The organism is Methylobacterium sp. ARG-1, from assembly GCF_001262595.1.
GTDB classification, from domain to species: domain Bacteria; phylum Pseudomonadota; class Alphaproteobacteria; order Rhizobiales; family Beijerinckiaceae; genus Methylobacterium; species Methylobacterium brachiatum.
Window position 1 is genome coordinate 15,883 of sequence record NZ_LHCD01000038.1, and the last position, 13,883, is coordinate 29,765.

At 72.0% G+C, this 13,883-nt stretch carries 15 protein-coding genes; 6 read left to right on the plus strand and 9 right to left on the minus strand.

What is annotated here, in order from left to right:
* Positions 1-151 precede the first annotated feature (151 nt).
* A complete protein-coding gene (locus tag AKJ13_RS25255) occupies positions 152-2,059 on the plus strand; it encodes a tetratricopeptide repeat protein (RefSeq protein ID WP_050735791.1) in 1,908 nt (635 codons plus the stop codon).
* Positions 2,060-2,084: 25 nt separating this feature from the next.
* Here AKJ13_RS25255 and AKJ13_RS25260 read toward each other — a convergent pair whose 3' ends face one another.
* Positions 2,085-3,305 (minus strand): YbfB/YjiJ family MFS transporter, encoded by a 1,221-nt coding sequence (locus AKJ13_RS25260; protein WP_050735792.1) that lies wholly within the window; start codon positions 3,303-3,305, stop codon positions 2,085-2,087.
* A gap of 77 nt (positions 3,306-3,382) precedes the next feature.
* On the opposite strand from AKJ13_RS25260, the gene AKJ13_RS25265 reads away from it, so the two are divergent.
* On the plus strand, positions 3,383-4,264 hold the full coding sequence (locus AKJ13_RS25265) for a LysR family transcriptional regulator (protein ID WP_200905702.1): 882 nt from the start codon (positions 3,383-3,385) through the stop codon (positions 4,262-4,264).
* On the opposite strand, the gene panB is transcribed toward AKJ13_RS25265, so the two are convergent.
* The 4 genes from panB to AKJ13_RS25285 form a co-directional block, all read right to left on the minus strand.
* Positions 4,255-5,073, minus strand: a complete 819-nt coding sequence (panB, locus tag AKJ13_RS25270; RefSeq protein ID WP_050735794.1) for a 3-methyl-2-oxobutanoate hydroxymethyltransferase — start codon at positions 5,071-5,073, stop codon at positions 4,255-4,257. The two genes, AKJ13_RS25265 and panB, sit on opposite strands and share 10 nt — an antisense overlap.
* A gap of 183 nt (positions 5,074-5,256) precedes the next feature.
* The gene (locus AKJ13_RS25275) at positions 5,257-5,853 is read right to left on the minus strand and encodes a rhodanese-like domain-containing protein (RefSeq protein WP_050735795.1); all 597 of its coding nucleotides are present in this window, start codon (positions 5,851-5,853) and stop codon (positions 5,257-5,259) included.
* 2 nt (positions 5,854-5,855) lie between these two features.
* Positions 5,856-6,674: a quinoprotein dehydrogenase-associated SoxYZ-like carrier gene (locus tag AKJ13_RS25280; protein ID WP_050735796.1), complete on the minus strand. Its 819-nt coding sequence runs from the start codon at positions 6,672-6,674 to the stop codon at positions 5,856-5,858.
* Between the two features lie 41 nt (positions 6,675-6,715).
* Positions 6,716-7,687 (minus strand): quinoprotein relay system zinc metallohydrolase 2, encoded by a 972-nt coding sequence (locus AKJ13_RS25285; RefSeq protein ID WP_050735797.1) that lies wholly within the window; start codon positions 7,685-7,687, stop codon positions 6,716-6,718.
* 207 nt (positions 7,688-7,894) lie between these two features.
* On the opposite strand from AKJ13_RS25285, the gene AKJ13_RS25290 reads away from it, so the two are divergent.
* Positions 7,895-8,467 carry a TetR/AcrR family transcriptional regulator gene (locus tag AKJ13_RS25290; protein ID WP_050735798.1) on the plus strand — a complete coding sequence of 191 codons (573 nt, stop codon included), beginning with the start codon at positions 7,895-7,897 and terminating at the stop codon, positions 8,465-8,467.
* On the opposite strand, the gene queC is transcribed toward AKJ13_RS25290, so the two are convergent.
* The 3 genes from queC to cobT form a co-directional block, all read right to left on the minus strand.
* Complete coding sequence (gene queC / locus AKJ13_RS25295; RefSeq protein ID WP_050735799.1) at positions 8,448-9,173, minus strand: 7-cyano-7-deazaguanine synthase QueC; 726 nt, start codon at positions 9,171-9,173, stop codon at positions 8,448-8,450. The genes AKJ13_RS25290 and queC overlap by 20 nt on opposite strands.
* The gene (gene queD, locus AKJ13_RS25300) at positions 9,163-9,519 is read right to left on the minus strand and encodes a 6-carboxytetrahydropterin synthase QueD (protein WP_007560611.1); all 357 of its coding nucleotides are present in this window, start codon (positions 9,517-9,519) and stop codon (positions 9,163-9,165) included. Before queD ends, queC begins: the two co-directional genes overlap by 11 nt.
* A 233-nt stretch (positions 9,520-9,752) precedes the next feature.
* Positions 9,753-10,790, minus strand: coding sequence for a nicotinate-nucleotide--dimethylbenzimidazole phosphoribosyltransferase (gene cobT / locus AKJ13_RS25305; RefSeq protein ID WP_050735800.1), 1,038 nt, complete (start codon positions 10,788-10,790; stop codon positions 9,753-9,755).
* A 142-nt stretch (positions 10,791-10,932) separates the two neighbouring features.
* Between cobT and cobS the strand changes: the two genes are divergently transcribed.
* The 3 genes from cobS to AKJ13_RS25320 are packed head-to-tail and all read left to right on the plus strand — an operon-like array spanning position 10,933 to position 12,711.
* Entirely contained in the window at positions 10,933-11,757 is an 825-nt protein-coding gene (gene cobS / locus AKJ13_RS25310) for an adenosylcobinamide-GDP ribazoletransferase (protein WP_050735801.1), read from the plus strand.
* 52 nt (positions 11,758-11,809) lie between these two features.
* A complete protein-coding gene (locus AKJ13_RS25315) occupies positions 11,810-12,022 on the plus strand; it encodes a DUF1289 domain-containing protein (protein WP_050735802.1) in 213 nt (70 codons plus the stop codon).
* On the plus strand, positions 12,019-12,711 hold the full coding sequence (locus AKJ13_RS25320; protein WP_050735803.1) for a TIGR02281 family clan AA aspartic protease: 693 nt from the start codon (positions 12,019-12,021) through the stop codon (positions 12,709-12,711). The genes AKJ13_RS25315 and AKJ13_RS25320 overlap by 4 nt, the downstream gene beginning before the upstream one ends.
* A gap of 12 nt (positions 12,712-12,723) precedes the next feature.
* Here AKJ13_RS25320 and dusA read toward each other — a convergent pair whose 3' ends face one another.
* Positions 12,724-13,740, minus strand: coding sequence for a tRNA dihydrouridine(20/20a) synthase DusA (gene dusA / locus AKJ13_RS25325; RefSeq protein ID WP_082317119.1), 1,017 nt, complete (start codon positions 13,738-13,740; stop codon positions 12,724-12,726).
* Positions 13,741-13,883 lie beyond the last annotated feature (143 nt).

Here is a 13,883-nt window from a genome sequence, read left to right on the forward strand (position 1 = left end):
CAATCCTGTTATTGAATATTGCCGGGAGGACGAATAGTACGATTGAGCGCTGTGATTCTCGGCCATCCAGGGTCAGGACTTGCGCGGCTGCATTCGATACAGTCTTCGGCGCGAGCAGCATCCCGGGCGGTTGAGTCGCGAACGGATCGCAATGAGCCAGAACGCCAAACGGTCGAGCGCCGTGGAATGGTCGGTTCCGGAACGCCGGCTGGCCGCGATCTTCGCCGCCGACATCGCCGGCTATTCCAAGGCCATGCATGTCGACGAGAGCGGCGCCATGCGGGCGCTCCAGGCCATGCGGGAGGTCGTCGACCGCCTCATCCTGGCGCGGCGCGGGCGGATCGCGAACACGGCCGGGGACAGCGTGCTGGCCGAGTTCACCTCCGTGACGGACGCCGTCTGCTGCGCCGTCGCGATCCAGCAGGCGCTCGCCGAGGCCGAGGGCGATGCCGGGCGGTTTCGCCTGCGCATCGGGATCCATCTCGGCGACATCATGGTCCATGGCGGGGATATTTTCGGAGACGGCGTCAACATCGCCGCGCGCCTGCAGGCCGCCGCCGATCCCGGCGCGCTACGGCTTTCGGAAGCCGCCTATCTCCAGGTGCGCGGTCTTCCCGAGATCCGGTTCCTCGATCTCGGCCCGCAGCGGCTGAAGAACATCTCGCGGCCCTTGCGGGTCTATGCCGTGCCCCCGCCGGATGGGCGGACGTCGCGCGCCGTCCAGGTTCGCCGGGCGCGGGCAGCCCTCCGGCCGACGCTCGGCGCCGCGGCTGTGCTGGCCTCGGGCGCGGCAGGACTGGCCGTCGCCTGGCCGTACCTCGCCGGATCCGAGCGGGCGGCCGAGCTCCGCGAGCCGACCGTGCGCCCCCGGCTGTCGCTCGTCGTCCTACCGCTCACGAACCAGAGCGGCGACGCGGACCAGGATTACCTCGCCGAGCAGCTCGCCGAGGATCTCTCCGCCGACCTCGCCCGCGCGCCCGGGACCTTCGTCATCGCGCACGGCACCGCCCAATCCTACCGGGGGCGGCAGGCCGAGCCGCGGGCGATCGGGCGCGAACTCGGCGTGCGCTACGTCGTGCAGGGAAGCCTGCGGCAGAGCGCCGAGCAGGTCCGCTTCGCCGTGCAGCTCACCGATGTCGAGACCGGCGCCTCCCTCTGGGCGGACCGCTACGACGGGCCGCGCGCGGCGGTCGGGGCCGCCCAGGATGTGCTCGTCGCGCAGGTCGGCCGGGCGCTCGGCGTCCGCCTGCTGGAGGCCGCGACCCACGCCCGGGCCGGGCAGCCGGCCGACGCGGTGGATCTGGTCATGCGCGGCCAGGCGCTGCTCAATCGGCCCTTCGCGCGGGACAATCACGCCCAGGCGCGGCCCCTGTTCGAGCGCGCGCTCGGCCTCGACCCGATGAACACCGATGCGCGGCTCGGTCTCGCCGAAGTTCTGGTCGACGGGGTGCTGAACGGCTGGACGACGGAGCGGACGGCGGATCTCGATACGGCCGAGCAAGCCATCGCCTCCGTGCTGCAGGGCGACCCCACGCATCCGTTCGCGCATTACCTACGCGGCGAGACCCTGCGGGCCCGCTCCCGCTACGCGGAGGCGCTCGCCGCCTTCGACCGGGTCCTAACCCTGAACCCAAGCTTCGCGCGGGCCTACGCCTATCGCGGCCTGATCCAGATCTTCCTGGGCCGGGCCGAGCGGACGGAGGCCGACATCGCGGCCGCGATCCGTCTCAGCCCGCGCGATCCGCTGCTCGGCGCCTGGCTGGCGCGGGACGGGTTGGCGAAGCTCCATCTCGGGCAGGATCAGGAGGCGATCGAGCCGCTGCGCCGGGCGGCGGCCGTGAACCCGCTCTTCGACTTCCCCCATCTCTATCTTGCCTGCGCCTTCGCGCGGCTCGATCGGGACGAGGAGGCCCGGGCGTCCCTGGCCGAGTTCCTCAGGCTTCGGCCCGGCTACACCCTCGCCCGCTACCGAAGCCTCACCTCCGCGGACCCAACCTTCCTCGCCCAGCGCGAGCGTATCTATGACGGGCTCCGGCGCGCGGGGCTGCCGGAGCAGTAGGGGCGAAGCCGGGGATGCCCCCGCGTCAGGCCGGCACCAGGCTCTCGGGTGAAGGCCGCGCGGTGCGCCACAGCCACAGGGCCGTCAGCACCAGCAGCACCGTGGCGACGGCGCCGGTGCAGTCCAGCGCATCCCAGCCGGCCCGGCGGCCGGGGCCGAGGAGGCGCACCAGAACCGGGCCGACGATCTGCCCGGCCGCGAAGGCGGCGGTCATGCGGGCGAGGAGCGGCGTCGGGTTGTCGGGCCGCGCCTCGCGGGCGAGCTGCAGGCCCGCCATGGTGGCGACCATGAAGGTGCCGCCCACCAGGATCGCCGAGGCCGCGACCGCCCAGAGACCGTGGGCGGCCAGGGGCAGGCCGGTGCCGAGCGCCATGACGCCCTGCGCCGCCGCCCAGAGGCGCTGGCGCGGCACGCGCTTCGACCAGCGGGCCACGGCCGCGACCGACAGGGCGGCGGCCAGGCCGAACAGCGGCCAAGTCAGGCCGAACACTTTTGGGTCGGAGGCCAGCTCGCGGGCCATGGCCGGCAGGAACGTCGCCGGCACGATGTAGCCGAACCCGAAGACGCCATAGCACAGGACCAGGGCCGCCTGGCCGCTCCGGGGGCGCCGGACGACGGCGGCGGCCTCGCGCTCCCCGATCCCGGCCGCTTCCGGGCCCTGCCCCCGGGATAGGGACCAGACCAGCAGGGCGCCGAGCCCGGCGACCAGCCCCAGCTCGAGCCACAGCCGGGACGCCGGCTGGATCCCGCCGAGCCAGGCCAGCGTGCCGGCGAGCGCGATGCCTGAGCCGACGCCGGTATAGATCCAGGCGCCAAGCGCGCCGACCCGGCGCCGGGCGAGCTCGGCCAGGCACCAGCCGCTGGCGCAGACCAGGGCCCAGGCGCTGAACACGCCGGCCAGGGCCCGCAATCCGGCCCCGAGTCCGGCCGGCGCGTCGTGGTCGACCTCCGCCATCGCCACCGTGGCGAGCGCCACGCCGGCCAGGCTCAGGAGCAGCCCCCACCGCGGATTGCCGGCGAACCACGAGGCCGTCAGGGCGCCGACCAGATACCCGCCGTAGTTCGCCGCGGCCCATTCCGCCCCCACGGCGGCCGTGAGGGTGCCGTCGCGCATCATCAGCGGCATCAAGGGCGTGAACGCGAACCGGCCGATGCCCATGGCGACCGCGAGGGCGACGAGGCCGCTGGCGACGACCGGCCAGGGCGGGCGTTCCGAATCGGTCGGGGCGTGCGGGCGCGTGCTCATGGCGACACCCTTTGAACACCCGCCGGCCATTCTTGGAAAATGAATTTTTGTGACGTACGCTTCTCCAGATGAGAACGATGGATCTCGACGACCTCGATATCTTCCGCTGCGTGGTCCGGGAGGGCGGGGTTACGCGGGCGGCGGCGACGCTGCACCGGGTCCCGTCCAACGTGACGACCCGGATCAAGCAGTTCGAGGCGCGGCTGGGCGTGGCCCTGTTCCGCCGCGAGGGCCGCGGCCTGACCCTCACCGAGGCCGGGCGCACCCTCCTGGGCCATGCCGAGGCGCTGCTGCGGATGGCCGATCTGGCTGAGCAGGAGCTGCGCAGCGGCGTGGTTCGCGGCGTCCTGCGCCTGGGCTCGCTGGAGAGCGCGGCGGGCGCGCGGCTGCCGCCGATCCTGTCGGCTTTCCACGCGCAGTTCCCCGACGTCACGATCGAGCTGCAGACCGGCACCACCCGCGCCATGCTCCGGCAGCTTGAGCGGTTCGAGATCGAGGCGGCCTTCGTCTCCGAGCCGTTCGATCGCCCGAGCCTGTCGTCGGTGCCGGCCTTCAACGAGGAGCTGGTGCTGATCACCGGCCGGACCGCGCCCGGGACCGGCCGGCGGACCCTGGTGGCGTTCCCGCATGGCTGCTCGTACCGCCAGCGCCTGATCGAGTGGCTGGCGGAAGAGGGCGCGTCCTACGACCGGGTCCTGGAAATGAGCTCGTACCACGCCATCGTGGCCTGCGTGGCAGCGGGCACCGGCATGGCCATCGTGCCGGCGGAGGTGCTCGACCATGCGGTGATGAACACGGCGGTGGAGCGCCATAAGCTGCCCCCGCACCTGCGCCGCAACCGCACCCGCCTGGTCTGGTCGGGGGACGCCAGCCCGGCCCTGCGCGCCCTCATGGCGCTGCTGCCCGAAACGGCCGAGGCCGGGGACCGCGCGTCGGGTGGGTCTGGTCCCTACCCGTAGGTGTGATCGTCCGCCGGGAACCGCCCGGCCCGCACCGCGTCGGCATAGGCCTTCACGGCGTCCTCGATATGGGCCCGGAGCGACCCGAACTGGCGCACGAATTTCGGCGTTTTCTCGGAGAGGCCGAGCATATCCTCCAGAACCAGGATCTGCCCGTCGCAGACCGCCGAGGCGCCGATGCCGATCGTGGCGGCGGTGACCTGTGGCGACGTCGCGATGGCGCGCGCCACCGGCTCGACGATACCCTCCAGCACGATCGCGAAGGCGCCGGCCTCGGAGATCGCCCGCGCGTCCTCCAGCAGGCGGCGCTCGTCGTCCGGCGCACGCCCCTGGACCTTGAACCCGCCCATCGTGTTCACTGCCTGGGGGGTCAGGCCGATATGGCCCATCACCGGCACGCCGCGCTGGACCAGGAAGGCCACCGTCTCGGCGAAATGCGCCCCGCCCTCCATCTTGATCGCCCCCGCCCCGGTCTCCTTGAGCACCCGGGAGGCGTTGAGGAAGGCCTGCTCCCGGCTGGCCTCGTAGGAGCCGAACGGCATGTCCACCACCACCAGCGCCTTGGCGGTGCCGCGGATCACCGCCTGCGCCTGCAGGATCATCATTTCGAGGGTGACCGGGATGGTCGATTCCATCCCGTGCATCACCATGCCGAGCGAGTCGCCCACCAGGATGAAGTCGCAATAGGGATCGACGATGCCGGCGGTATGGGCGTGGTAGGCGGTGAGCGCGATGATCTTGCGCCCCTCGGCCTTGCGCTTGCCGATGTCGATGGCTCGGAGCCGGCGGGACTGCACGACCTGCGACATGGTTCGGACCTCTTTCGGCTCATTGGGGTCGAGCGCGGGTCCCCTCTCCCGTGCGGGAGAGGGACAAGGTGAGGGATGCGACCTTTCCGGAGAGCCCTGGCCCCTCACCCCAACCCTCTCCCGCACGGGAGAGGGGGCGCGTTCCGCGTCATGCGGCCCTCATACACCGCCCTGCCCCGCGGGTCAGCGCCCCGCCTGGGGTTCGGCCGCAGCCTTCCAGGCCGGGTCCTCGCGTAAGGTCGCCGTCTCGTGCTTCTCCTGCCAGCCCTCAACGCCGTCGGGGAACCAGCGCACGCCGGTATAGCCCTTGCGCACCAGGCGCTTGGCCGCGTTCCAGCTGCCCCAGCACTCGACGTGGCAGAACACCACGACGGGCTTGGCCGTATCGCCGCCGGTCAGTTCCGCGACCCGGGCGTAGAACAGGGCTTCCCGCTCCGGGGCGATGGGCTCGGCCCCGGCCAGCGGCAGCCAGACCGAACCGGGGATCGAGGGATGCACCGGCAGCCAGAGGCGGCCCTCGGGGAAGTTCGACGGCTTGCGGTCGGGAGCCGCGACGTCGATCAGCACCGGCTTGTCCGGCCCCACCAACAGCGCGGCGAGCGCGTCGGCGTCGATCACCGCGGCGCCTTTGAGCGTCTGCGGGGTGTAGCCCTTGGGCGGGCCGGCATAGAGCCCCTCCGGCTCCGGCACGTTCACGGGCGAATCTGCCGGGGCGGCGGCGAGGCAGCCGAGAGCGGCCAGAGCCGCCGCGAGCCGCCCGATCGGGGTCAGGCGCGCCATGGTCAGTTCGTCGGGCTCGGCGGGGTGAAGCTGTGCTGCCAGCTGCCCCCGGCATTGTCGCTCGCCGCCACCTGGAGCGGCTTGCCGTCCGGCTTGAACGCAAAGTTGATCACCGGGTTCGACGCGATCGAGATGTCGCCCGTCATGGTGAAGACCTTGCGGTCACCCGCCGAGACGGTGAGCTTGTCGATGTAGCGGGCCGGCGTGTAGTCGCGGGTGACCTGGTTCATCTGCATCCCGGAAAAGTTCGGGTGGCGGATCATCAGCGTCGCCTCCACGGGCTTGCCCGCTTTCGTCTCGGCGAACTTCATGCGCATGTCGCCCATGCCTTTCATGGCCTCCTCGTCGCTCATGCCCATCGGGGCCGAGCAGCCGCCGGACGCCTTTACGAACTGCTTGGCCTCGTAGAGCTTGCCGTCCTGGGTCTCCACCACGGCGTGCATGTCGGTGTAGTTGTTGACCCGCACCCGCAGCTTCAGCTCCGCCGGGTCGGCGGCCGGGCCGAACTCGAACCGGGCCGCGTAGGGGGCCGGGTTGTCGTCGATGATCAGCGACACTGCCTTGATCTGATCACCCTGCGGCATGGTCAGGGTGATCGGCACCAGGGCGGCGTCGAGCGCCCGGGCGGGGGCGTCGATCTTCACCAGGCTGTCGGTCTTCTCGATGGCGCGGTCGCCGAAGATCGACTTGGCGATCTCCTGCCAGCGCGCGGCCCGCTCCTGCTCGGTGTCGGAGGCGCCGGCGGCCCGGACGGGGCCCGCCAGGGCGGTGGTGGCGAGGATCAGGGCGAGCGCTGCCGCGTGGGCGGTCTTGAGCGTCATGGCGTTTCTCCCGGTTGGTCTGAATATGGAGGCTCGAAAGACTATTCCCACTCGAGTTCCTGGTAGGCCACGGTGACGTTGCGGCCGTTATAGGTGTCGAACAGGGCCCACTTGTCCCGCTGGTCCTGCGCGACGCTGGCCACGGCCTTCTCGATCGGGACATCCTTGGCGATCGCCGCGCGGGTTCCGTCGCGCAAAGCCGTCAGGTAGCCGGTGAGGTCGGCGAGCGCCGGGCCGAGATCGACCGAGACCGGCCCGTGGCCCGGCACCGCCCGGGTCGCGCCCATGGCCTTCAGCCGCTCGATTTCCTTGAGCCAGCCCCGCAGGCTGCCGTCCAGCGACGGGATCCGGTTCACGAACAGCAGGTCGGCGGGGAACAGCAGGCCGCTGCCGGAATCGCGCATCGACAGGTCGCAGCTGGTATGGGCCGGCCCGTGCGCCGTGAAGGTCAGGCGCCGGTCGCCGAGATCGATCTCGGCGGTGTCGGCGACGCTCAGGGTCGGGTAGATGACCGGCCCGGTGCGCGCCTCGCCGAGCATCTCGACAAGGCGCTGGCGGTAGAACTCCCCCCGCGCGCCCAGGGCCTCGGCGAGCTTGGCGTGGCCGATGAAGACCGGCTTGTCCTGCACGAAGGCCCCGGCCCCGAAGACATGGTCCGGGTGGACATGGGTCAGCACCACATGGGTGATCGGCTTGCGGGTACGCTTCGCGATCTCGGCCCGCAGCCACTGGCCGTCCGCGAGGCTGCCGCCGGTCTCGGTGACGAGCACGCCGTCCCGGCCGATGAGGAACCCGATATTGGCGATGGCGTCGGCGTTGTCGGCGGTGGCGTCGGCGGTCAGGCCCTGGCGCATGAAGATGCCGGGGCCGACCTCCTCCATCGTGAAGCTCTCGGCGGCGCGCCCGAGGGTCGGCAGGCAGCACAGGCAGAGGCCGGCGAACAGGGCGTGACGCCGCGACAGGGTGCGGCCCGCGGCGGCGGATTCGCCTGGATGGACGGCGGATGCCGTCATGCCGGAACCTCCCTGTCTTGAGCCTCTCCCAGAACGCCCGATGGCCGGGCGTTGCCCGCCGGGCACGACGGCGCAGCGGGCGATTTGCGAGGGCTTCCAATTGCCTACCATTAAGTAGGTAGATCTTTGGGCGGTCAAGTGGCATGTTGGGGAACGGGCGCCGGACGGTCACACGTTCGCGCGAGCCGCAGAGACGATGTCCGAGCGATGCGAGACACCCGCGCCGAGTTGCTCTGTCAGGCCGAGACCCTGGTCCGGGGGCGCGGCTTTGCCGGGTTCAGCTACGCCGACCTCGCCGAGGCGGTGGGCATCCGCAAGGCGAGCATCCACCACCATTTTCCCACCAAGGTCGATCTCGGCGCAGCCCTGGTGGCGGCCTATGCCGACCGCTACGACGCCGCCCTGGCGGCGATCCGCGCGGAGGTGTTGGACGGCCCGGGGCGGATCGCCGCCTATGGACAGCTCTATCTCGGCGGCGTCGAGCAGGGGCTCGGCTGCCTGTGCGCGGCGCTCGCCATCGAGGGCGAGGCGCTGCCTGAGCGGCTGCGCGGCGCCATCGCGACGTTCTTCGAGGGGCATCTCGTCTGGCTGGAGGCGGTGCTGCGCGCGGGGCAGGCCGATGGCAGCGTGCGCTCCGGACCTGAACCCGCGGTGCTCGCCCGCTACGTCATCGCCACCCTGGAGGGGGCGCTGCTGATGGAGCGGCTGTTCGCGAGTCCGGCAGCCTTCGCGGATACGCTGGCGGTGCTGGTGGACGGTCTCAGGCCGCAGGGCCGCTGAACCGCGCGAACCCGTCCGCCCGCAGCCGGCAGGCCGGGCAGGTGCCGCAGCCGTAGCCCCAGGCGTGGCGCGCCCCGCGCTCCCCGAGGTAGCAGGTGTGGCTGTCCTCAACGATCAGGTCGACCAGCGGGCGCCCGCCCAGATCCTCGGCGAGACCCCAGGTCTGCGCCTTGTCGAGCCACATCAGCGGCGTGTGCAGCACGAACCGGCGCTCCATGCCGAGGTTCAGCGCGACCTGCAGCGCCTTGATCGTGTCGTCCCGGCAATCCGGATAGCCGGAATAGTCGGTCTCGCACATGCCGCCGACCACGTGCCGGATCCCGCGCCGATAGGCGAGCGCCGCCGCGAAGGTCAGGAACACGAGGTTGCGGCCGGGCACGAAGGTGTTGGGCAAGCCCGATTCCGCGAACCCGATCTCGGCATCCCGGGTCAGCGCCGTCTCGGAGATTTTGCCCAAAGCGTCGAGCGCCACGGTATGATCCGCGCCGAGGCGAGTCGCCCAGGCCGGGTCGATGCGGCCCATGCCGGCGCGCAAGACCGCCCGGCGCTCGAGCTCGACCCGGTGGCGCTGACCGTAATCGAACCCTAAGGTCTCGACATGGTCGAACCGGTCGAGAGCCCAGGCGAGGCAGGTGGCCGAATCCTGGCCGCCGGAGAACAGCACCAGCGCCGAGCGGTCGCCGATGATCGCAGCTTCAGTCGCCATCGTACTCGGCCCAGGACATCGGCGTCTCCGCGACCCGCACCCGGGCAAGCCCCGGCAGGTCCGGCCGCAGGCGATGCCAGATCCAGGCCGCGATGTTCTCGGCGGTCGGGTTCTCCAGCCCCTCGATCTCGTTGAGGCAATGGTGGTCGAGCCGCGCCAGCAGCGGGCCGAAGATCGATTCGATGTCGTAGAAGTCGATCACCCAGCCCGTATGCGGGTCCACGGGCCCGGAGACCGTCAGCTCGACCCGGTAGGAGTGCCCGTGCATCCGGTGGCAGCGATGCGTGGCGGGCACGTTCGGCAGCCGATGGGCCGCCTCGAAGGTGAAGGCTTGGGTGATGTTCATCGTTTTTTTCGTAGCGATCCCACCCGCGCCCTCATCCTGAGGTGCCCGGCGATCGGAGATCGACGGGCCTCGAAGGACCCCTCCAGGGACCGCCGCGAAGTCCTGGAGCCCTCCTTCGAGGGCTCCGCTTCGCTGCGCCACCTCAGGATGAGGTGATCTGGTGGGAGGGACGCGGGATCGACGGATCCGTTATCGGGTCCGCCCGATATAGCATCGAATCGTGGCTCGCGCGCCTACCCGGCGCTCTTCCCGGAAACCCCCGCCTGCGCGAAGGTCGCCATGCCGGTGTGGCAGGCGAGCGCGCCCTTGAGCAGGCCGATCGCCATGCCGGCGCCGGAACCCTCGCCGAGCCGCATCCCCAGCGCCAGCAGCGGCACGAGGCCGAGCCGCTCCAGCACCTCCGCATGGACGCCCTCCGCCGAGACGTGGCCGGCCAGGCAATGGTCGAGCGCGCTTGGGTCGGCGGCGTGGAGGAGCGCCGCCGCCGCGGTGGCGACGTAGCCGTCGATCACCACCGGGATCCGCTGCAGGCGCGCGGCCAGGATCGCCCCCGCCATGGCGGCGATCTCGCGGCCGCCGAGCCGGGCGAGCATCTGGAGCGGGTCGCCGAGATGGCCGGCATGGTGCGCGAGCGCCGCCTCCACGGCCGCCACCTTCCGGGCGAGGCCGTCCTGGTCGATGCCGGTGCCGCGCCCGACCCAATGGGCGGGCTCGCCGCCGAACAGGGCGGCGTAGAGCGCGGCCGCCACCGTAGTGTTGCCGATGCCCATCTCGCCGATGCCGAGGCAATCGGTGCCGGCGGCCACCGCCTCCATGCCGAACGCCATCGTGGCCACCGTGGCGCGCTCGTCGAGGGCCGGGCCCTCGGTGATGTCGCCGGTCGGCATGTCGAGGGCGAGGTCGAACACCTTGAAGCCGAGCCCGTAGGCCGCGCAGATCTGGTTGATCGCCGCCCCGCCGGCGGCGAAATTGTCGAGCATCTGCCGGTTGACCGCGTCCGGGAACGCGGAGACGCCCTTGCGGGTCACCCCGTGGCTGCCGGCGAAGACGCAGACCAGAGGCCGGTCGAGGCTCGGGGGCGCCTTGCCCTGCCAGGCCGCCAGCCAGGACACGAGATCCTCCATCCGCCCGAGGGAGCCCGCCGGCTTGGTCAGGGTCGCGTCCCGGGCGGCCACCGCCTCCTGCGCGTCCCGGTCGGGGCCCGGCATCGCCTTGAGCAGGTTGCGGATATCGTCGAACGGGCCCGGATCTGTTTTTGCGGCGTCGGTCATGGCGGCGATGATTTCCTGTGGGCGCCCGCGAACGGGGAGACGACGGCGTATCGGGACGACTATAGTGATTCTGCGCCGCCTGACCGTTCGCGATCGGCTCGCCCCACCGGGGCGCGGTGGCGGGTGGTGGCGAGAGGCCGCGATGGACAGGCAGACCGGCGGGGAGGCCGATTGGCCCGGGCGCGGCGCCCTCTACGACCTCGCCGGGTGCCTGCGGTTCTACTCCCGCCTGCCCGTGCCGCAACTGCCCGGTGAGCCGGACCCGCATCGGGCCCCCGATTTCACCGCCCTGCCCCGCATGCTGCCGCTTGCCGGCCTGATCCTCGCCCTCCCCGCCGCCCTGGTGCTGGCAGCGGGCTGGTGGATCGGGTTGGGGCCGTTCCTGGCCGCGGCCCTGGCGGTGGCCGTCATGGTCCTGGCCACGGGCGCGCTCCACGAGGACGGCCTGGCCGACGTCGCCGACGGTTTCGGCGGCGGTGCCACGCTCGAGCGGCGCCTGGAGATCATGCGCGACAGTCGGATCGGCGCCTATGGCGGGGCGGCCCTGGTCCTGGCGCTGGCGCTGCGCATCGGCGCGCTGGCGACGCTGCTGGACCGCACCGGCTACGCGGCCGCGACCGCGCTGATCCTGGTCGCCGCCCTGTCCCGGCTCGCGGCCCTCGCCCCGATGGTGCTGCTGCCGCCGGCCCGGCCCGGCGGCCTCTCCGCCTCCGTCGGTCGTCCGAACCGCGCGAGCCTGTGGGTCGCTCTCGCGATCGGTCTCGCGGTGGCGCTCGCCGGCGTGATCCTCGGCCTGCCGCTGCGCGGCGTCGCGCTGATGATCCTGTGCGCCGGCCTCGCGGCCCTCGCCCTGACCCGCCTCGCCCGTCACACGATCGGCGGCCAGACCGGCGACGTGATCGGCGCCTGCCAGCAGCTCGCCGAGATCGCCGCCCTGCTCGCCCTCGTGGCGGCCTCGGCGGATTGATGCGGCATCCCGGGCCTTGATCGAGCCACGATCCCGCGGCCAAGGATCGGCGATGTCGCCCGTGCCCAAACCCTCGTCCCCCTGCACCAAGGTCTGCGTGCTCGACGCCGCCAGCGGGCTGTGCCGCGGCTGCGGCCGGACCCGCGACGAGATCGCCGCCTGGGGTGGGATGTCGGAAGCCAAGCGCCGGGCGATCATGGCCGGGCTCGGCGCCCGGCTGCGCGGGGCCGGGTTCACGTCCTCGGAGGAGCCGTTGCCGTCATGATCTATCTTGGGCTTGCCGCCATCGCGCTGGTCACGGCCGTGCTGGTCCTCAGCGACGGCAGCGACAGCATCGGCGGCGTGATCGAGCCCGACCACCTCGCCGCGCTCGCCTCGACCGGGGGCATCCTGGCCCTGGTGGTCGCCGGCTACTGGCGGCAATTCCGGTCCGCGCTCGGCCCAAACCTGCGCGCGCTCTTTGCCTGGGCGATGATCGGGCTCGCCCTGGTGATCGGCTACAGCTACCGTGACCGGTTCCAGGGCGTCGGCGCCCGGGTGCTCGGCGATCTCCGGCCCGGCTCGGCGGTGTCCGGCCCCGGCGGCTCCGTGACGATCACCCGCCGGGCGGACGGCGATTTCCGGGTCGAGGCCGAGGTCAACGGCCGGGTGCAGCCGTTCCTGTTCGATACCGGGGCGAGCAGCGTCGTGCTGACCGCCGAGAACGCCGCGGCTCTCGGCATCACCCCGGCGCCGGCCGCGTTCACCGCCCGGGTCTCCACGGCCAACGGCATTGCCTATGCCGCGCCGATCCAGCTCGATTCGCTGCGCATCGGCACGATCAGCGAGCGCCGGGTGAACGCCATGGTGGCGCGGCCCGGCTCGCTTGCCGGCAACCTGCTGGGCCAAACCTTCCTGACACGCCTCTCCGCCTACGAAGTCCGGGGCGACCGGCTGATCCTGAGCCCGCCCTGACGGGCGTGGATCTCAGGCCGCCCGGGCCTCCGGCACGTCGCGCGAGACCGTCGCCACCGCGTCCCGCAGGGTCTGGAGGCCGGCATCCGGCCGCATCCCGTGGGTCGAAAGGTGGCGCCGGAAGGCCCTTGCGCCGGGCCGGCCGTTGAACAGCCCGAGCATGTGGCGGGTGACCGCGTGCAGACGCTCGCCGCGGGCGAGCACGTCGGCGATGTAGGGCTCGAACGCCTCCACGGCCGCGAAGGCGTCGGGCACCGGCGCAGCCACGCCGAACAGCTTCGGATCGACGCCGAGCAGCAAAGCCGGCTCGGTATAGGCGGCGCGGCCGACCATCACGCCGTCGACCTCGGCGAGGCGGTCTTGCGCGGCGTCGAGGTCGCGCAGGCCACCATTGACCGCCACCGGCAGGGCGCCGAGCCGCCGCTTCAGCCGGGCGGCGCGGCCGTAATCGAGGGGCGGCACGTCGCGGTTCTCCTTGGGCGACAAGCCCTGGAGCCAGGCCTTGCGGGCATGGACGATCAGCCCGTCCACCCCGGCGGCCACGACCGCGTCGGCGAGCGCGTCGAGGGCCGCCTCGGGATCCTGGTCGTCGACGCCGATCCGGCATTTGACCGTCACGGGCACACAAACCGCGGCCTTCAGGGCGGCCACGCAATCGCCAACCAGAGCCGGCTCGCGCATCAGGCAGGCGCCGAAGCGGCCGTCCTGCACCCGGTCGGACGGGCAGCCGACATTAAGGTTGATCTCGGCATAGCCGAACTCCGCGGCGATTCGCGCGGCCCGCGCTAGCTCGGCCGGATCGGACCCACCGAGCTGCACCGCCACCGGGTGCTCCAGATCCGAGAAGCCGAGCAGCCGCTCGCGCGGCCCGTGCAGCACTGCGCCGGTGGTGACCATCTCGGTGTAGAGGCGCGCCCGCGCCGACAGGGTGCGGTGGAAGGCCCGGCAATGCCGATCGGTCCAGTCCATCATCGGGGCGACGGAGAACCGCCATCCCGGAAGTGCGCCGCAAGTCTCAGCCGCCGTCACGTGCCAGATCCGTATTGCCCCGCGCGGCGGGTGTCGTCCTGCGGGTTGGGGGGAGAGGCCGCTGATACCACGACGGAGCGGGTCCCGAACAGCGCACGGGGTTGCGGGACACCGCCGTGTCTGGCGACGGGCGGTGTCCCGGT